At 36.3% G+C, this 20,012-nt stretch carries 13 protein-coding genes; 2 read left to right on the forward strand and 11 right to left on the reverse strand.

Translation table 11 applies throughout. The features are described 5' to 3' along the window. Nucleotides 1–49: 49 nt before the first annotated feature. The 5 genes from DWZ63_RS05970 to DWZ63_RS05990 form a co-directional block, all read right to left on the reverse strand. Entirely contained in the window at nucleotides 50–772 is a 723-nt protein-coding gene (locus DWZ63_RS05970; protein WP_055944896.1) for a metallophosphoesterase, read from the reverse strand. Between the two features lie 21 nt (nucleotides 773–793). Next, on the reverse strand, nucleotides 794–2,368 hold the full coding sequence (locus DWZ63_RS05975) for a DEAD/DEAH box helicase (RefSeq protein ID WP_055944899.1): 1,575 nt from the start codon (nucleotides 2,366–2,368) through the stop codon (nucleotides 794–796). Between the two features lie 466 nt (nucleotides 2,369–2,834). Further along, nucleotides 2,835–5,759 (reverse strand): cellulase family glycosylhydrolase, encoded by a 2,925-nt coding sequence (locus DWZ63_RS05980; protein ID WP_055944902.1) that lies wholly within the window; start codon nucleotides 5,757–5,759, stop codon nucleotides 2,835–2,837. A gap of 512 nt (nucleotides 5,760–6,271) precedes the next feature. Next, nucleotides 6,272–8,191, reverse strand: coding sequence for a methyl-accepting chemotaxis protein (locus DWZ63_RS05985; protein ID WP_118499122.1), 1,920 nt, complete (start codon nucleotides 8,189–8,191; stop codon nucleotides 6,272–6,274). Between the two features lie 280 nt (nucleotides 8,192–8,471). After that, nucleotides 8,472–9,818, reverse strand: coding sequence for a transposase family protein (locus DWZ63_RS05990; RefSeq protein ID WP_118499124.1), 1,347 nt, complete (start codon nucleotides 9,816–9,818; stop codon nucleotides 8,472–8,474). A 334-nt stretch (nucleotides 9,819–10,152) separates the two neighbouring features. Between DWZ63_RS05990 and DWZ63_RS15645 the strand changes: the two genes are divergently transcribed. Next, a complete protein-coding gene (locus tag DWZ63_RS15645) occupies nucleotides 10,153–10,479 on the forward strand; it encodes an ATP-binding protein (RefSeq protein ID WP_055944911.1) in 327 nt (108 codons plus the stop codon). On the opposite strand, the gene DWZ63_RS06000 is transcribed toward DWZ63_RS15645, so the two are convergent. From DWZ63_RS06000 to DWZ63_RS06020, 5 genes are all read right to left on the reverse strand, one after another. Next, complete coding sequence (locus DWZ63_RS06000) at nucleotides 10,472–11,122, reverse strand: retron system putative HNH endonuclease (protein WP_055944914.1); 651 nt, start codon at nucleotides 11,120–11,122, stop codon at nucleotides 10,472–10,474. The genes DWZ63_RS15645 and DWZ63_RS06000 overlap by 8 nt on opposite strands. Further along, the gene (locus DWZ63_RS06005; RefSeq protein WP_118499126.1) at nucleotides 11,122–12,387 is read right to left on the reverse strand and encodes an AAA family ATPase; all 1,266 of its coding nucleotides are present in this window, start codon (nucleotides 12,385–12,387) and stop codon (nucleotides 11,122–11,124) included. The genes DWZ63_RS06000 and DWZ63_RS06005 overlap by 1 nt, the downstream gene beginning before the upstream one ends. Before the next feature lie 77 nt (nucleotides 12,388–12,464). Continuing rightward, on the reverse strand, nucleotides 12,465–15,290 hold the full coding sequence (locus tag DWZ63_RS06010; protein ID WP_118499128.1) for a glycoside hydrolase family 3 protein: 2,826 nt from the start codon (nucleotides 15,288–15,290) through the stop codon (nucleotides 12,465–12,467). Nucleotides 15,291–15,910: 620 nt separating this feature from the next. Continuing rightward, nucleotides 15,911–16,831: a hypothetical protein gene (locus DWZ63_RS06015; protein ID WP_118499130.1), complete on the reverse strand. Its 921-nt coding sequence runs from the start codon at nucleotides 16,829–16,831 to the stop codon at nucleotides 15,911–15,913. An 82-nt stretch (nucleotides 16,832–16,913) separates the two neighbouring features. Continuing rightward, the gene (locus DWZ63_RS06020; protein ID WP_022013221.1) at nucleotides 16,914–17,345 is read right to left on the reverse strand and encodes a hypothetical protein; all 432 of its coding nucleotides are present in this window, start codon (nucleotides 17,343–17,345) and stop codon (nucleotides 16,914–16,916) included. A gap of 465 nt (nucleotides 17,346–17,810) precedes the next feature. Here DWZ63_RS06020 and DWZ63_RS06025 point away from each other — a divergent pair, with 465 nt between their 5' ends. Beyond that, a complete protein-coding gene (locus DWZ63_RS06025; protein ID WP_055944929.1) occupies nucleotides 17,811–19,001 on the forward strand; it encodes a serine hydrolase in 1,191 nt (396 codons plus the stop codon). Nucleotides 19,002–19,152: 151 nt separating this feature from the next. On the opposite strand, the gene DWZ63_RS06030 is transcribed toward DWZ63_RS06025, so the two are convergent. Further along, entirely contained in the window at nucleotides 19,153–19,392 is a 240-nt protein-coding gene (locus DWZ63_RS06030) for a hypothetical protein (protein WP_055944931.1), read from the reverse strand. Nucleotides 19,393–20,012 lie beyond the last annotated feature (620 nt).

The raw sequence follows: 20,012 nt of genomic DNA on the forward strand, positions 1-20,012 counted from the left end.
ATGTCAATAAACCGACAGACCCATTTTACTGATATTTTAAGCCAAAGCATCACTTTATCAGCTTTGGCTTAAAATCAAGATAATCTGACGAAACAAGTGTATAATTTATACCGTCATGTTCTCCTATTATACTGTAATCAAATCTTTCTTTTCCATGAAGATGCGAGTACACCACCTGCTCTGCACCAAACTCCCGTGCAAGCTCAGTAAACATCCCCTCTTTTTCATGCACATTTGTCGGTGGATAATGAAGAAACATAAGAAAGTCATCATATCCTGCACACCTTGCGGCTTCATATGACTTTATAAGTCTTTTTCTCTCATTCTTAAACCTTTTTTCTATCTTATCCTCTGCCAGAAAACAATACTCATCCGTCGAAAAACCTTTAGAACCGATAAGTGCATACTTCTTCCCGCTCTTATCATCCTCATACTCATAAAAATTGTCCTGTAGAAATAAAAGTTTCCCTACAAAAAGTTCATTTAGGCTGTCAGTCTTACTTGTCTTGTTCCAAAATCTGTCATGATTTCCACGAAGCAAAATCTTTCTACCGGGAAGACCTGCTATAAACTCAAGGTCTTTCATACTATCCTCAAGCCTTTTACCCCACGAATGGTCACCTGTAATAACTACTGTATCAGTTTCCTTTACAATATCATGCCAGTTATCCTTTATTTTCTTAGGATGGTCTTTCCACTCGTCACCAAACCTTTCCATAGATTTATCCGACTCAAAGCTAAGATGTAAATCCCCTATTGCATACAGTGACATAATCAAAACTCCATATATACATTATTTCTTATTTGCTGGTTCTACATTTACATTTCTGCCTTTTATCTTTGCGTGCTTCATCGCCTCAATTACATCTGCTGCATACTCTCTCGGCACTTCGACAAATGTATATTTATCATACATATCTATTGCTCCGACAAGGTTTCCCTGCATTCCGGATTCGCCTGCGATTGCACCTAAAATATCACCTATCCTGACACGGTCTTTCTTTCCTATATTTACGAAAAGTCGTACCATTCCAGGCTCTGCTCCGGTATCTCCAAATTCTTCACCTGAATTATTGTCAAGCACTGCATCTCCCATTTCCATAGAAAGGAGTGCTGCTGCCACCTCGATTGCCGAGTAATCACTGTCCTCAAGATGCTCCTCAAGAATATCTATCATCTTTCCGAGATTGTCCTGCTCGATTATTCCGCTTATCTTTTCAAGCACCTTTTCGACCTTTATATCCGTAATGTCATTTACTGACGGTATCGGCTGGCGTTTTATCTTTGTCTTGCAATATCTCTGAATATCCTTAAGTTTGTATATCTCTTTTCCGACAACAAGCGTAAATGCACGACCTGTTCTTCCTGCACGGCCTGTTCTTCCGATACGGTGCACATAATATTCATCATCCTGTGGCACATCATAGTTAAAGACCGCTTCAACATCGTCAACATCTATTCCTCTTGCCGCCACATCCGTTGCCACGAGTATATCTGTTCTTCCGTTTCTAAAACCATTCATAACCCTGTCACGCTGGCTCTGTTTGAGGTCACCGTGAAGTCCTGCCGCAAAATATCCACGACCTTTTAAGTCCTCAACAAGTTCATCTACTTTTCTCTTTGTATTACAGAATACAAGTGAAAGTTCCGGATCATACATATCAAGAAGTCTTGAAAGTACTTCCGCTTTCTTTCTCGGATTTACTTCATAATAATACTGCTCTATCTTCGGAACAGTAAGCTCTTTCTTTACAACCTTGATTATCTCAGGTTCTTTAAGATATGTCTTTGCTATCTCCATAATAGGCTTTGGCATTGTTGCTGAGAAAAGGAGTGTCTGGTGCTCCTCAGGAAGTGTCTGAAGCACTGTTTCTATATCCTCCCTGAATCCCATATTTAACATTTCGTCAGCCTCGTCAAGAACTATCGTCCCTACTGTTGCCATTTTCAATGTATGTCTTCTTATATGGTCGATAACTCGTCCCGGTGTTCCAATAACAACCTGTGTTCCACCTTTAAGCGAGCGTATCTGCTTTGTGATATCCTGCCCTCCATATATCGGAAGTACCTTTATTCCGTGCATAAATTTAGCAAATTTACGCATCTCATTTGCACACTGTATCGCAAGTTCTCTTGTCGGACAAAGTACAACTGCCTGCAGCTTCTTGTTGTGAGGATCTACTCTCTGCAAAAGCGGTATTCCAAACGCTGCTGTTTTTCCCGTTCCCGTCTGAGCCTGCCCTATCATATCCTTTCCTTCAATGGCAACCGGTATCGCCTGTGCCTGAATAGGACTCGCCTGCTCAAAACCCATCTCCGTAACTGCTCTCAATATACGCGTATCCAAACATAATTCTTCAAAATTCATCTTTTATTTTCCAATCTCTGTACGACGCACACATATGCAAATCTACCGTACAGTTATAGATTTGCAAAAAACGACATTACTGCCCACTCACATACCTGACACTGCCGTCAAGCTATGCAAGTGAGCAGTAACCCAAATAAACTCGTCGATTATATCACAAATTCGCAATGCGGGAGAGCTTGTTCTCCTGCACCGAATTTGTGAACGACAAAATCTTATAGCACGAAGTGCGACAGATGCAACGCATCTGGATTTTGGAGTTTATTATATCACAAATTCAACCGGAAATAATGAATAAACAGTAAATTTTTTACACTAATCTCCATTTTTGAACAGCTTGCTTTAAAACTATACAGTCAACGCTGTTTGCTTTCGTTAAGAAACAAACTTCATTCAACACAAACACCCCCTTATAAAACATATTATAAGAGGGTGTTTGCAAATTTTTATAAATAAATTACTCTTTTTATTTTTTGATTACAGCCTTTTTACTCTGACCTTTTCCTTTGAATATCTTCTTATATGAAGAAAGTTTTGCCGAAGGAACTTTTATCACAAGCTTTGAAGCTGTTTTCTTAAATGTATTTGCTCCTACTTTTGTTATGACTTTAGAGTTTACTTTAACACTCTTTAGTTTTGTGCAGCCGTTAAATACATCTTTTCCTATTTGTTTTACATTTGAACCGATAGTAACCGTAGTAAGTTTCTTTGCATTTTTAAATACAGAATTTGAAATCTTTACTACTTTGTATTTTGTCTTTCCTACTGTTATAGTTGCAGGTATGCTTACTGTCTTAAGTGATGCTTTCTTTGAGTTTGATGCGTACTCAACACCTGTTATCTTGTTTGATGACTTGATATATTTGTATGTAACATTTCCAATCTTAACATTCTTTGCTTCACTTGTGTTTGTATTGTCATTCTTATTATCATTACTTCCGTTATTGCTGTTGTCATTTTTGTTTGGATTGTCATCATCTTCATCAAGTTTGCTGTCAGGCTGTTCATCATCTTTGGATGCCGCCATACTTGAAAGTCCTGATAATGTAAATGTTACACTTATCTTTTTTACACTTCCTAAGTCACTTGCAAAGTCAAGATACTGTGCACCCTCGCTGCTTGTCTTTGACTCTATTCCTGACGAAATCACTGAACCATCCCATACATTTAAAGGATTTCCGGTATCAAATGTTGTCCCACTCATTACTGACTTAGCTTCTTTGTTTGTTATCTCAATTTCTTTAGTGTCATTAACAACAAATTTTTTGTATATGATATTACCACTCTGAACCTGTGATTTTGTAAGTTTCTGTGACGCCACATCTGCATCCATTATATAAAGTGATGCTATGTGATTAATGCAGGCATTTCCGTTTGCATCTGCAAGTGCTTTTTTAGCTATATCGTTTAAATCCTTATCTGCATCTATCGTCAATGTGTATTCACCGTCTGCTTTAACAGCTACTCTGTCCGTGGCAACATCCGTGTAGTTGTATGAATTTGCAGCCTCATCAAAGTAGTACAGACGAAGTCCGAGGTTTGTCTCATAAGCACTCTCCGTAACTGAACCTACAGTCACATTTATGCTCTTTTCAAAGCCATCTGCTGTTATTACTGAGATTACTGCAACACCTGTACCTGTTGCTGCTATCTTTCCATTGCGTGATACAGTTGCAATCTTTTCATTTGATGAAGAATATCTTATTGCTGCACCATTTGCACTTCCGTCTGCCGCTTTCGCAATGGCATTTATAAATGCAGACTGTTTTTCCTCAAGTTTATATGAGTCAAAATCCGTAGTAATAGCTGTTGTTGCTTTTGCAAGGTCTGTCTTTTCAACAGTTACTTTTATTGTCTTTTCAACTTTTGTCGTTGTACTGCTGTCATATGCATCTGCCTGTGAATATGCATGGATTGTTGTTGTTCCGACACCAGTAGCCGTAATCTTTCCATTGTAAACTGAAGCTACACTGGAATCATCAGATTTCCAGAGAACTACATCATTGTTCCCGGCAGGTTCTGTTGTTGCTGTTATCTGCTTTTTCTCTCCAACTTTAAGAGTCACATCATCTGTATCTGTTTTGACAGATGTCATTTTTATAATCGCAAGTTCTCCGTCAGAAGCATCAAATCTGTACTGAGGAGCCTCTGTATCTACAAAGTATCCTCTCATAATAGCGGATACCGTCTTTACGGAATATGGCTTATTAAAGTATCTGTTTAAAATTCTGAACGACTCTCCTGAGCCTGCTCCGTTGTTGTCCCATGCAACAACAACCATTCCGTACTTCTTTGCAAGGTAGTTTACACCCTCAAATTTGCACGCTCTTGCATCCGGAATAATCTTTGTCTGGAAACCATACTCATCTACAAGCACCGGCACACCTTTGTCTACAAATTTACTCTTAAGCTGTTTAAACTGATTTGCATACGATGCATCTGTTGCTTCATTTACCGAATTTTTGTTATATGCATCATAATCATGAACAGTTACCATAATTTTTCCTGCCGCACTGTCCTTTGGAATTTCAAAGCTTGTTGAATAATTTCCTAATGCATATTTGATATTTGTATTTAATGAACACACCGTAAGCCATCTTTTGGCATTGTTAGAGCCTGTTGCTCTCACAGTGTCAACAAATATCTGGTTGAGTTCATTTATCTTTTTGTTCTGTTTAGATATTGACTCCGCATCTGCCGTCCAGCCCTGACCATGAATATATACCTCGTTCATTGATTCAAGTATAAGATGCTCATCATAATTTTTAAATCTTTCTGCAATCGTCTTCCACACTCCTGCAAACTTTGTCTTAACTCCACTCCATACTGTCTCATCATCAGATGTAATGTCAAGCCAGCCATGACTATATTTTTCATCACCATAAGTACCCTTATAATCTGAATTATTGTCTGTACCGTCATGATGAATATTTAATACAACATACATATTTTCTGCTGTAGCATAATCAACTACATCCTGAACCCTGTTCATCCACTCTTCATTGATTGAATAGTCAGCATTTATCATATTTCCCCATGTGACCGGAATACGGATTGTATTAAAGCCTGCATCATGTACATATTTTACAAATGCCTTTGTAGTTTTTGCACCCTGCCATACAGTTTCCCCAACCGCATAATTTTGGTGTCCTTCTAATGTATTTCCAAGATTCCATCCTGTTCCCATTTCTGATATTATCTCACCTGCTGAAAGGTCTGTATATGGTGATGGATTGTCAGGCGTCTCAACCTCGTTTGTTGATGAAGCCATAACTGCTCCGCCTTCATTTGTCTTTGTTGCAGCAGATGCAAAGCTTGTACCTGACATACCGGTAACTGCCATTGCTGCCGAAAGAGCAAATGTCATTATCTTTTTTAATGATTTCTTCATAAATGCCTCCTATTTTGTCATATTTTATTGTTTTGCCCAAATATTGTTTTTTCTACCTTCGATACGACATGTCACCCGACCTGCGTGTGATGTCAGTCCACGTATCATCCTAATTTATATTAACATTTTTTATTTAACAATTCATTTTGATAATCAGTTGTGTTTTACATTAAAAAACTAACAAATCTGCCGTTTTGCGGCAAACAGGATACTTTTTGCTGACTATACTAAAAGTCATCTTTATTTACCGTTCACATACGCAATGAAGCTGCCACATAATAATGTAACAGCTCCATCACTATTGCTGCTTACAATATGGTTGTAATCAGCAATTTAATATTTAAGACTGTTTTGAATTCCCTGACTATATTAAAGTAAATTTTCAAGTCATAACAATGTCATAAATAGTATATTTTTATGTCTTTTTACGGCTTAATCTTTTATTATGATATATATGCTTTTGTAAACCACCAGGTATCTCAAAACTTTTACTGATATCGTTAAACTAATTTTTAGTAATCAACCTTAAATCTTCCTGTCATATCCTTAAGTGCCGCCGCCTGCTCTGAAAGAACCTCCGTTGAGGCTGCCGTCTGCTGTGCCGTAGCCGTATTGGATTGAACTACTTGAGATATATTTTCTATCTCATTTCTTATATCGTTGGCATTTTTTGCCTGTATCTCATTTGCCTTAGACATTTCATCAAATGCATTTGCAATATTGTTTGAATCTGACACAATCTTTGCAAGTGAATCTGATGTTATATCTGCATACTCTTTTGCACTTTCTATTCCTTTTATACATTTTTCTATAAGCTCTGCCGTCTTTTTAGAAGCATCACTGCTCTTTGTGGCAAGTGTACCAATCTCCTGTGCTACAACAGCAAAACCTTTTCCACTTTCTCCTGCTCTTGCTGCTTCTACAGAAGCATTTAATGCAAGGATATTGGTCTGGAAAGCAATACCGTCTATCGTATTTACTATCTTTTTGATGTCCTCGGACATTTCCTCAACTGTTCTTACGACATTGGAAAGTTCCTGCATTTTCTGATCTCCGTCTTTTATCTCGCTGTCAAGATTACCAAGACTTTCATTAACAAAAATAGTCTTATCGGAATTTGCATTTATATTCTGTGCTACATTTTCCACATCCGTAACAAGTTTCTGTAATGAAGATGCCTGTGCCATAGTACCCTCCGACAGCATTGAAGCCGCCTCTGCAAGCTGCTTTGAACCACCGTCAACATTGACAGATGAATTTTGTATATTTAATATCATATTGCTTAAAATAGCCTTGATTGAATTTATCGAAGCTGCAAGCTCATTAAACTTACCCGGATATTCTCTCATATCCTCGGATGTAAGGTCATATGCTGCCATCTTTGAAAGAACATCCCCCGACTGTGTAAGCATATCCGAAAGCATCCTGTTAAGCGATACCGCCGAATTTTGAAGTATGCCAAGCTCATCTTTATTTTTGGTATCGTTAAGCTGCACTGACAAATCTCCCTGTGCCAATGCTGACAATAGATTTTTCACCCTTACTATTGGTCTGCTTATCACTCTTGCTATTATAAGTGCTACTATTATGGCTACTATAAGTGCTATAATATCACTTATAACAAGTTTTTTGACAAATCTGAGTATATCCGAATTATATGCTGATTCCGGTGATGCTATAACAACACGACAATTTGCCGTTTTATCTATCTTTGAATAGCCGCATATATATTTATCACCGCCATAAGAACAGGTCATGCTGCCATTCTGTGAAGATATACAGTTTTTAATATCTTTAGGAATCATCTCCTTATACTTATCGTTCATTATATATTTTTCATTTTTATGTGCAATGACATTGTTATTTTCATCAAGTATATAAGCATAACTTCCTTGACCTACAGAAATGTGTTTTACAATATCATTCATAAAATCAACATCAGCTCTATAATAAACCACACCTATAATCCTGCCAGATGATATAAGTGGTGCTGCTATGCTTATCCCATATGTATTTGTATATTTACTTAATGTGACATCTGAAATATTGGTTTTTCCATTAAGTGCTGCTTTTACATAATCTCTATCACTAAAGTCTGTGCCATCCTTAATACTCACACCTTTTTTATTTAACAGATTTCCGCTCGTAAAGCCATATTGTTTTGCAAGCTGTTCAACCTTTTTCACTCTTACTTCATTAGGAACATTTCCAATCAATGTAATATCGGAACCTGAAGCTTTAGCAATGTTTTTGTAATTTTGCAAAAGTGCTTCTATATCCCTTGCTGTTGTCTTTGCCGATGACCTTGAATTTTTTTCCACAAGAGAAATAGTTGAACTATAACTATATAAACATGCCTCTGTACCGATAATATAAACCAGTATAATAATTGTCAAACTGAATACAATACTTATTTTAGTGCTTAATTTCATGTATTTTCCCCCTTTATTATTTAATGTACTCTAGATATCTGCCGATAGGAATACACCTGTCTTTTTTATTATACTATATATCTTTAAATATTTCCATTTAAATTCATATTTTAACAGCAGTGAAGAATAAATTTTTGTAATCATCTACAATATCTCATTTTTTTACAATATTTTTCTATTTCAACATTTCCACATTGATTTCATGTCTTTATCCACAGTCACAAGGCATAGTTTCCCAAATTTTATATGGATTTTTTTATTTATTTTGTGTATAATATATTTATTCCAAATGTATCGTTATATATTTGGTGATTTGTTTTACATCTTCATCTATTATTGGGTCTCTTCGAAAACTTTCCAATAACCTTAAAGATGTATTTTTTATGCTCTGTTTTATTTCTTTTATGTATTTATTCCACGACAGATAAAGCTGCATTATTATATCTGATATCTGCGTTAGCAGATAGTGATTTTTCATTGCCCTACTGTTTCGGCTATTTATATGGGATATCTTGTATATTCCATTTTTCTGATTATTAAATCCTTCATTTTCTATTTTCCATCTCCCTCTTCCTGCTGTTATCAGTTTTTCTAAATTTCTCCTTGTTATCTCTATATTCGTTACCCATTCCATTCTCTTCCTCTTTAATCCATTCTTTTCTTTTGTTTCAAAACTATACTCTAATATATTCATTTGTTCTGTTTTTCCGGCCAGTTTTCCTACATTGTTTGCAAATTTTCCTTCTCCTTTTTCTTGGCATACATTGGCAATGATATATTTGTCTTTTCCCTCTTCTAACAGCTCATAGTTTTCTTGTAACAATCTCTGTCTTGTTCCTTTATGAGTAAATATATACACCCATTTGTTTTCTCTGCATATCTTCATTATCGGCTCTGTTGCATATAATGCATCACCTTGTATACAAATTGGCAGTCTTGGATATTCTTTTTTTATTCTGCTTAAAATTCTTTTTCCTGCATTCTGCTCACAATCTTGTTTGCTTATATTTTCCTGTTCACCCTCTATAAATTCTGTATCAAGACTTAAGACAACCTTATTACTCATTACTATTTTTGCCTCTAGAACTTTTTGATAATAAAATATTCTCGTACTACCATCTGATACCTTTCTTTTCACACACAGACAGTTTTCACAATGCCTTTCTTTAAAATAAAACTGTCCTGTCCCATCAAGTATTATTCTCCAATATTTATCTAATAAACGATGTTTATAAAAACTTTTTCTCCGTATCAGACTATAAATCATCTTTTTCCTTAAACCTCTTAAACATTCTGGAGATAATTTTTCAAGATAATAATTTATTGTATCGTAATGTGGCATTTCTGATAATTCTTTGTCCCCAGATATCATTTTCAATGTTTTTATGCAGTTTTCTTTATTAAATTTTTCATCCATTTGCCTCATTGTTTCCACACCGCATATATTTTTCAGAATACCAAGTATAATAAAATCTGACTGTTCGTATTTAATATACCCCCGTTGCCTAGGATCGTTCATTTCATTTATCCATTTTAGAAGGTCTTTAAAAAAATGATTTGCTATAACAGCAATATCTACAATACCTCTGTCTTTTTCTTTGATTTTTCTTTTTTCCTTTTTGTTCATATCAAAATACCTCCCAATGCGTAAACTTTTTATAACTATTTTACATCATCAGAAGATATTTTGTTAAATACTAGCGATTTTTAATGCGAAAAAAATTTATTCTTCATCGCTGATATTTTAATTTTTTATGGCTGAGCTGTTACTTTTTAAGTTCATTTTAACTTTGCATTGTATTATACGGATATAACCAAACAACATATTACCCTGCTGCTCAGACTTACAGTGTAAACAACAGATAATTTTAATGCACATGAAATATCAAAAAACAAAAGCATAGACAGTTTAGCCTTACATTTTTAAACTGTCACCAAAATTTAGAAAGGTTGTGATTTTTATGAGAAATTGGAAAGGTATATTAGCAATGGGATTATCGTCTGCTCTTGTCATAGGTACAATACAGCTTGTTCCTGAACAGACCGCCAAAAATGCAAATGCAGAGACCGTAAACACAAGCGATAACATGACTCCACCAAGTGGGATGCCGCAGGGCACTCCTCCTGCAAAGCCTGATGGAGACACAAACGGAGGTCCCGGTGGTTCTGCCCCGGGTGGCTCAGGAATCGGTCTTTCTGTCGCAAAAAGCATTGTCACACTGCATGGCGGAACGATTCATGCTAAAAGCGATGATGGAAAAAAAATACAGATTATTATTTTTATGTAGTACTATTTAATTTTTTATCTATATACCATATTGCAACACCCGCATATTCTTTTTTATAACCGTTTTCATCTGCATTTATGTATTTGTTTTTTACTTTTTCCAACACACTTCTGCCCCATATTCCTCTTTTTTGCATTTTACACAATTCTTCTCTAACCTGCTTTAGCATACTTTTTCTATTTAGCTTAAGCAGGTGCTTTTCAGAATTCAGATTCAATACAACATCAATGTCTTTCTCAATAATCTCATTATCTGAATAAATTTCTCCATCAGAATTATACTTTATAGAACACAATGTACTTCTATCCAATGGATTTACTGTTATTTTATCCCCTGATTTATGCGAATCACATGTATCATCTTTTTTTCCGTTTGTTCCATCAATATGCCCTTCACATGATCCAAGCATATTTCTATAGTCTAATCTTTCTATATCACTCAGCTCATTTTCAGGAAACCAATGTTCTATTTTCATGTGCTCTATATCAATTCTCCTCATACAATAAGCACACAGATACCCCTGCTCTTTTAAAAGCATTTTTCGTAAATCATCTTTTTCTTTATACCCATCATAATAAGCAAATTTTTGTTTTTTATATTTAGTTAAGGATGCAGGTTCTTTCCCTTTCTTTATATATATCATTACTTCTCCCAATCTGTACTTTCAAATTCAAATCTTGTACGCAGTTCTACTAACAACGGATGAGCCGGAGCTGTTTCTATTTCAAGTTGTTTTAAAATAACTTCAGCTTCTTCATATTTTTCATCATCCATTTTTTCATTAAATAATTCAACTTTTTGTCTTACTTTTTCCGGGATTTCCCTTGTATTCTGATAATACTGCATAGAAGTATTAACATCCATACCATAATGCGACTCTGAATACCTTACTTCCTCCTCATCCACATCTATAATCCATATATTTTTGTGTGATGCAAATAATATTGGTGCATGAGTTGCCGCAATAAATTGAACATTTGGAAATGTGCTGATCAATGCCCCAACAACATTCCATTGCCATCTGGGATGTAAATGCATATCAATTTCATCAATCAGAACAACGCCTGCTGTTTCTGCAATCTTGTCAAGCTTTGATGGATTTAGTACTGCCATTCTATATGCAATATCAAATACTGTCCAAATTAAAGACTGATAACCTGCACTGAGATGTTCTATCGGCTGTATCAGTTCATCCGACTTATACATCATCTGTTCTTCCTGTTTATCATAAAATACAATATGCCCCTCTTTTTCCTCCATAAAATCCATAAATTTAGCTACTGCGGCTTTAACAGCTTCGTACTCTGCTATTTTTTTCTCTTTTTGCCATGATATTTGCTCCATCTTGACACACCAGCTCATCAACAATTTTTCATTAGATGCCTCAATAAGTGCATCTGTATATCCCACTGTTCTGAAATAATGTTTTCTAAATGGATTCTCCCATTTCTGTCTCATCTGATTCCATACTCTGCCCGCCCCTATATACGCAAGAATAGGAAGTTCTACATTATCATCCTCAGCCATTTCTTCCGCTTTACGGCATATGTCTCTTGGCTGTGTTGTACTTCTCGATGCCTTAATACTGCTCTTTCCTCTCGTCCACTGATATTTTTCACCGTATAACTGTGCTGCTATCGTAACTTCCGTAGGTACATGATATTTTTTGCTGTAAGAACCGTCACCTATCTTTAAATATTCAGTTCTTACCTCATCAATATTGAAATGCCTTGTGGAAACATCTGCTATTCCACCTATAAAACCTCCAAGACCGACAGCTATCGCCTCTAAAACAGATGTTTTTCCTTTTCCATTTTTCCCCTTAATCAAGTTAAATCCGGGTTTAAATTTAATGTCCAGTTCTTCAATATTACGAAAATTTTTTATTTTAACATTAGATAAGTTCATACATCTTCTCCTTAAATCACCGTCAATACAAAAATAATATCATATGTTATCATGTCAGGCAAATATCAAACACCACTCTAATCATTCTTCTTTATAACAATCTTATTCATCGTTATGCCATGCGGTCTGTAAGCCACTCTGACATAATGTTCTCCTTCTCCAAGTTTTCCAATGGAAATTTCATTCTCATCTTCTTTTCCATTCGTTCCCTGGAATGTGATAGTTCCACGATAATCATTGTCTATAAATACGGATATAGGTATCTGCGTGTACTCGTTATGCTGTGAAGTTATATTTATAACTGCACTGTAATCTCCTGCCATTGTATCTGCTATATTAAAGTAAATTCCATCATCATAAAGCACCTTTTCTGCAAGTTCGGCTGATACCTCGATATGGCTGCCTTTTGCTATGATTATTTCAAGTTCTCCGTCAGGTCTGAAACTTGTATCCCATTCAGGTGCGTACTCCGCAAGGTCAATTTTTCCAAGCTTTATCTGCATTGCAAGACTTCTAAGTGCAAATTTAAGTACATTCCTTGCATTTCTCTGAAGCTGCCCTCTTGTTATATTACCTATCGTGTACTGTGCTTTTATATTGTCGATGGCATTTTCATTTTCAGTATCAGGGCATACCATAAATATATCATTCTGAGCCTGAACCATTGCAGCCCTGTTCTTTCTGTCCTGCTTTTCTCCTTCCCAGTTTGCAACCGCCCACCAGTCAGTCATAACAATACCGTCAAATCCCCATTCTTTTCTGAGAACCGTTGTGCAAAGGTCATAATTCCCTGATGTCCAGAGTCCGTTAAATGGTCCGTATGTAGTCATTACCGAGCTGCATCCAGTCTCTTTTATCGCTATCTCGAAACATTTTAAATAAATTTCCCTGAGTGCTCTCTCTGAAATCACACCCATTGCATCAGCACGGCGAAATTCCTGATTATTTGCACAGAAATGTTTTATCGTTCCCTCCACACCCGCTCTGTGAAGTCCTTTAAGCTCTGCCGCACATATCTTTCCGGTAAGAATCGTGTCCTCCGAAATATACTCATAATTTCTTCCATTTAAAGGGTGTCTGTGTATGTTCATGCCCGGTCCTAAAATAGTATCAATGCGGTTATATTTCATCTCGGCACCGAAATATTCAAAAAGTTCCCCGATAAGTTCATCATTGAAAGTTGCCCCAAGTAATGTTCCTATAGGAAGTAAAAATGCCTTAGTTCCGCAGTCCATTCTTATTCCCGACGGTCCGTCAGCACAACAGAGTGCAGGTATTCCAAATCTTTCAAGCGACGGTGTAAGACCACCAAATGCGGCAGCAGTTCCAGGGGTTACTTTCATACTGCACATTCCCTCACCTCTCATAAGGCACATGAGGTCTTCATCCGAAAGCTGTCCGATAAATGTATCAATATCTATCTTTCCATTTGCAACATCCTTAAGCGAATACCCCTCATCACCTGTAAATAATATCTCCTCAGGCATCTCACTCTCAATCCTATCCGAAAGGCTTATGGTTCTTAAAGGAACTTTCTCAAATCCCATACTGTATTCACATGAATTTTTCTGATTTTTTTCTGCAGACTGTATTTCAATATTCTCATTACTATTTTCTACTGTCTGTTCTTCAATGTTTTCTGAAACCGGATGCATCCTTTCAAATTCCTCAATCGGTGCAAGTGCTTCCTCAAGCTGTTCTATCACCTGAAATTCCTGCGAAAAACTTCCGATACATTGAGCCTTAGCAACACTGTTTCCCACATAAACTTTATATTCACCGGCTTCAAGCACAAACGCAGACTTATGTCCTGTAATACCTGCGTCATCATACGATGCAAAATATGATTTAGGGCATGAGATACTTATATTTTCACTTTCATTTGCAGCTAACTCTTTAGTCTTTGCATATCCGGCAAATGTACGCACCGGTTTTCCAAGTTTTCCCTGAGGAGCTTCGATATAAACCTGTACAACCTCTTTTCCTTCACAATCACCGGTATTTTTCACGGCTGTATCCACAACAACGCTGTTTTCATCAACATTTTTTACACTGCCGCTTATCTCAAAATCCGTATATGACATACCGAAACCAAACGGATACATCACTTTATCGGCGGCAACAGTCTGAAAATATTTATAACCTACATAAATATCTTCCACATAATAATTCTTGTCAGCATCTCCAAAATATGATGCTGACGGATAATCTTCTATATTATAAGCAATGGTATCAGTCAGCTTTCCGCTCGGACTAACCGTTCCGTCAAGAACATCGAGGACACCGTTGCCGCCCTCCTGACCGCCCTGCCAGACATACATAACAGCAGACGGCTTATACTCGTCCACCCATTTCATGTCGATTATATTTCCGACATTTAACAAAACAACACTCTTTTCAAAAGTTTCAGTAACATTCTTAATAAGCTCACGCTCAGTCTGTGTCAAATAATAACTGCCCTCATCGGCTCTGTTGTCCTGATCCTCACCTGCTGTTCTTCCTATGATAACGATTGCCACATCATTTCTCTTTTCAGCTTCACAGATAAACTCCTCTGACAAAGGCATCTCTTTCTGCGACCATGGAACACTTCCCCAGCCGTTACCCTCATCAAAAGGATTTTCCTTTATCCACTTTTCATACTCCTCACAAATGCACTCGTCCACACTAATATCCTCACTTTTTCTCAAAGCATCAAGAATACTGACAACATACTTTGTATTAACAAGACCACCTGAGCCAAGACCGCCCTTATAATAATAAAAAGCTCCAATACCAAAAACCGCAGTCTTTGTCCCTTTAACAAGCGGCAGCACACCGCCCTCATTTTTAAGAAGTACACATCCCTCAGCTACAGCCTGTCTGGCAGCTTTCGCATAATTTTTCTCATTTAACTCAAACATAAAAACCTCATTTCTGCACACATTTTTTGTATAATGTGAACTAATCTATATTTCATATATAAGATTTGTGTCAAGTGTACGCAGACACAAATCCTGAGTGTGAAAAATTTTATTTTTCACGCTATCCTCAGTAAATATATATACTTTTTCCTCAAATTTTTTTATTTCCGAATATTATAGTTACTGTTCAAACCTACAATTCTACCATCACATCTCAGAAATTTCCACACAAATCATAATGTATTCTAATATATCTCATCCCAAAATAAAACCATAAACTTATTATTTTTTGTATATTTATATCTCAACTTTTTCTAAAAACTAAATTTTTTGTCAAACGGCTATTTGTAGCAGGCTATGCTGCCTGCTTATAAAGGTAATTTTCGTTTACTATTTTTATGTAATACCAAAATTTAATAATATCAAACTTTATATATAAATCCTTGCGATACACAGCCGTGAATAAGGGGTATTATTCCGACCGAATGGTGTTAGAACATCATCGGTACTTGGCGAGCGTTTTGAAGCTCGCTTATGTACCGCGGCGAATGTTCTCCGAGCGAAAGCGTCCATGAGCGTGGAATAATACCTTTATTCACGGCGTCCGTTCTTTATATTCATTAGAAAACACCCTCATCCAGAAAAACCACACTGTCCCCCAATTTATCATCAAGTATCTCCCACCCCTTTACATCATTCACGGCAAGTGCCCCGGATATAGCAATCACCGGAAATCTGTCGCACAGCTTTTTATAATAATCTGTCATCTCCGAAGCTGTGCGAAGAACAGACACCGCCTTTGTATCAGGTGTCTCAGGCAGAATATTTTCCATAATATCCTCACTGTCTCTCTCATACATTGACACCATCGGATAAAAAGCTCTGTCAACACCTCTCTCATAGTCAGGCACTTCCCTGTCACACAGACTTTCCATACTGAAAGCAGGGCTGTCACAGCAAGTCCTATACTCCACTCCCTCACACTGACAGCCGACCTCTTTTTCTATATAATTCTGCCATGTTTTCCTCTCATCTCCCTGGGTATTTAACTTATCTTTTCTCTTAAAACTCTCCCCCGGAAAATAATACATATCCGCTTCTTTCCTATATAATCTCCCTGCTCCCGCATCAAGCATAAATACAACATCCTCTCCCATCTTAAACCCACAGCTTTTTACTGCCGATGACATCATCTCCATAACATCAAAAATATCATAGAGATAACCTCTTATGTCCCTTGTCAAAATATCATCATTTTCCTCGATTGATGACATAGTCCCATATCTTATTTTCTTTTTTATTGATGTTACAATCTTTTGTCCCATATCTAACGCATTTTCATAAGATTTTGCCCCAACAGGCAGAAAAACCACCTTTGCAAAATCAAGACTGCTGCCAAATATTTTTCCTTTCCTAAAAACATCGACGACTGGAATATTAAATTCCTTTCCCGAAAAAACGGCATAATATTCAAAAGGAACATTCTTCCTACTCTCATCTGCTTTTCTTAACTTAAAAGAATTAGTTATAAACTTCCCCATAAAAATCCCCTTTCATTCTTAAACTATCATTAGGCGTTTGCGAAACAACTTATAAGTAGTTTCGCAATGACCTATTAAAATGTCACCAAATCTTATAATTCGGCAGTTGACTTCCCAAAAGTATATATTCCATGTAATCATGCAATACTATCACCGGACATGACAATAAAATCCATAAATTTGTATATAGCAGACATATCTGCCCTTTAAGATTGTATTGCTGCCCGGAATAGTCCCACACATTAAGATGCATCTGCCTGTTGACTATCATACCGACTACAAATTCAACACCGGTTATCATAAGACCACATATAATCATCTGCCCTATAAGCGATGCCCCATCACCTAACAAATTTTCAACAGCTCCTACGAGCATAAAGCATAATCCGCCTGCCAGCAGCATTGAAATATGGGAATATCCCCGGTATAAAATTTCAATTCCACAATAAAGAAAACCACCCGTCAAAAACATTATCAGATAAACCTGAAAATGATTCATACCTGTCCCCATCATATGAACCTCCTTTGTAATACCATGTACTCTCGGTATCTTTGATTAAATTGTACAAATATAACCTATAAGTAGTTTCATAATTACTTAACCATTAACACTTTATAAGTATTATGTATTTTTTTATCTAACTTATACTACTATTCAAATGTCAAAAATACAGTATTTTTTTCCATCATGTTGTGATAAAATATAAAATATAAAAATTTTATTTTTTTTAATGTAACAGTTCAGGCATAAAAAGATAATTGGCAATACAATGAGCTTGTTCATTGTATTGTTAAGTACCTTTTTATGGTAGAATAGCCTTTCATTTCTGAAATGAGGGCAAAGCCCTTGCGAGCACGCTCAGATGGAACAAATTTATTTGTTCCATACTCACTCTGCTTTCGCATGAATAAAATATACTCCCGAAATCTTCTGAATAAAGAATTTCTAGAGTACATTAAATAAGAATCGAGGAAAACCATGAATAAAGAAATTTTAAAAAGACTTGATGATGCCATATCATCAACACTTATAGGAAACTCAAAAGACCCTGATTGCAATGTCGGAGCAGCCATTTGTATTATAAAAGACGGCAAGGAAGTCTACAGAAATGAATATGGCGAAGCAGACAAAGAAAATCATATTCCGATGGAAAGAAATTCAATTTTCAGATGTTATTCTATGACAAAACCGGTCACGGCAGTTGCCGTTATGACACTTGTTGAAAAAGGAATTATCGCTCTCTCAGACCCGGTAAGCAACTTTATCCCTAGTTTTAAAAACCAGACTGTTCTCACTGAAAAAGGCTATGTTCCTGCAAAAAGAGAAGTTGTCATTCAGGATCTTCTCAATATGACAGCAGGTCTTACTTACCCTGATGCTTCATTCCCTGCCGGAAAAGAAATGCAAAATATGATAGATAAGTATTATGCCGATGTCGAAGCCGGAAATCCTATATCTACATATGACCTTGCCGTACTTATCGGTGAGCAGCCACTTGAATTTCAGCCGGGCGAGGGCTGGAGATACAGTTTTTGTGCCGATGTTCTAGGTGCGGTGATTGAAGTCGTAACCGGCAAGACATATGGCGAATACCTTAAGGAAACAATATTTGAGCCACTAGGAATGACTGAAACTGACTTTTATGTTCCTATAGAAAAACAAAACCGTTTTATGCAAAACTACCAGTATATGCCTGAAACACAGACAATGGAGCCTTGCACCTGGCAGCACTTGGGACTTACATATATGCACAAAAAGAAACCGCTTTTTGAGTCTGGCGGAGCAGGACTTGTCTCTACGATAGATGACTATTCAAAATTTGTAAATATGATGCTTGGTAAGGGAACGCTTGGAAATGTACGCATACTCGGCAGAAAAACAGTTGAGATAATGACAAGAAACAATCTCACACCAAAACAGCTTGAAATGTATGACTGGGATACTATCAAAGGCTACGGCTACGGAAATCTCATGCGTGTAATGATGGATGTTCCTGCAAGCCAGAGTTTTGGCTCAGAGGGTGAATTTGGATGGGACGGCTGGCTTGGAAGTTATGTCGCAATGGACCCAAAAGAAAATCTTGCCATCATTTATGTAATACAAAAATGCGGCGGCAACGGCTACAGGGATATTCAGGTTATAAGAGATATTGTTTATTCGGCACTATAACACTATCAGTATTCCTGACCATAATTTATTGAAACATATTAATTCTTTATTTTCAGCACTTATCTTAGTAAAAACAGAGAGTATGAATTAAATGTTCATACTCTCTGTTTTTACTTTTATTCATTATCCTTATTCATATAAAATAAATGTATCAGATTTTTCCTTTCATCATATAATCAAGGAGTCTGTTTGCATCTTCGGGTTCTGATGCTACTATCTCAAGTTCTTTTACATATGTCGTGTTCATAAGCTGAGCCATTGCCACAAACTGTGTAAGTTTACTTTTAAGATTGATTCTGTCTCCCTCTGATGATGTAAGTTCTACACGCCCTTTGCATTTGTCAACCACCTTAAAAAAGTCGTTGATGTCCGGAATATTTGTAATCTTCATCCTTCGCCTCTTTTCTGCACCATCTTTTTCTAAACAAATCTGCCAGACGATACAAGATTCAGATTTGCTTTTTTCCAACTTTTTACTTATATTTATTTTACAATATTATATTTATAATATCAAGTGGCAAATTTTCTGTCTTTATATTAAATATAAGAATTTTCCGCCTGCAACACCGCAGACACAAACAATAACAAATACATTTAATCCCTACTCAGCTAAATTTCAATTCAATTTGGAATGGTACGCAGCACAAAAGTATAGTATATTATATATTATGATGCAGATTACAAATTTAACTAAACATTGTATTATTTCAGATAAATGCGAAACTATCATAAATCTTGATTAAATTGTGCAGATATAACATATAGTTAGTTTCGCAATTACCTATAATATTATTTCTGTAACAGTTCAGCCATAAAAAGATAATTGGCAATACAATGAGCTTGTTCATTGTATTGTTAAGTAGCTTTTTATGGTAGAATAGCCTTTCATTTCTGAAATGAGTAAACAAAAGCTGCAAAGCAGCAACTGACAGCTCGCTGGCAGGTTTATGAATGTAAGAAATGCAAGGCTGAACTGTTACTTATTTCTAAAAAAGGAGACTTATCATGAAT

The sequence above is a fragment of the Clostridium sp. AF34-13 genome (genome assembly GCF_003477845.1).
Classification (GTDB): Bacteria; Bacillota; Clostridia; order Lachnospirales; family Lachnospiraceae; genus Butyribacter; species Butyribacter intestini.

Coding starts and splice junctions, on each gene's coding strand:
- DWZ63_RS15645 (WP_055944911.1), top strand. CDS start 10,153: ATGAGAAATTGGAAAGGTATATTAGCAATGGGATTATCGTCTGCTCTT.
- DWZ63_RS06000 (WP_055944914.1), bottom strand. CDS start 11,122: ATGATATATATAAAGAAAGGGAAAGAACCTGCATCCTTAACTAAATAT.
- DWZ63_RS06010 (WP_118499128.1), bottom strand. CDS start 15,290: ATGTTTGAGTTAAATGAGAAAAATTATGCGAAAGCTGCCAGACAGGCT.
- DWZ63_RS06025 (WP_055944929.1), top strand. CDS start 17,811: ATGAATAAAGAAATTTTAAAAAGACTTGATGATGCCATATCATCAACA.
- DWZ63_RS05990 (WP_118499124.1), bottom strand. CDS start 9,818: ATGAACAAAAAGGAAAAAAGAAAAATCAAAGAAAAAGACAGAGGTATT.
- DWZ63_RS05980 (WP_055944902.1), bottom strand. CDS start 5,759: ATGAAGAAATCATTAAAAAAGATAATGACATTTGCTCTTTCGGCAGCA.
- DWZ63_RS06020 (WP_022013221.1), bottom strand. CDS start 17,345: ATGATGGGGACAGGTATGAATCATTTTCAGGTTTATCTGATAATGTTT.
- DWZ63_RS05970 (WP_055944896.1), bottom strand. CDS start 772: ATGTCACTGTATGCAATAGGGGATTTACATCTTAGCTTTGAGTCGGAT.
- DWZ63_RS05975 (WP_055944899.1), bottom strand. CDS start 2,368: ATGAATTTTGAAGAATTATGTTTGGATACGCGTATATTGAGAGCAGTT.
- DWZ63_RS06005 (WP_118499126.1), bottom strand. CDS start 12,387: ATGAACTTATCTAATGTTAAAATAAAAAATTTTCGTAATATTGAAGAA.
- DWZ63_RS05985 (WP_118499122.1), bottom strand. CDS start 8,191: ATGAAATTAAGCACTAAAATAAGTATTGTATTCAGTTTGACAATTATT.
- DWZ63_RS06030 (WP_055944931.1), bottom strand. CDS start 19,392: ATGAAGATTACAAATATTCCGGACATCAACGACTTTTTTAAGGTGGTT.
- DWZ63_RS06015 (WP_118499130.1), bottom strand. CDS start 16,831: ATGGGGAAGTTTATAACTAATTCTTTTAAGTTAAGAAAAGCAGATGAG.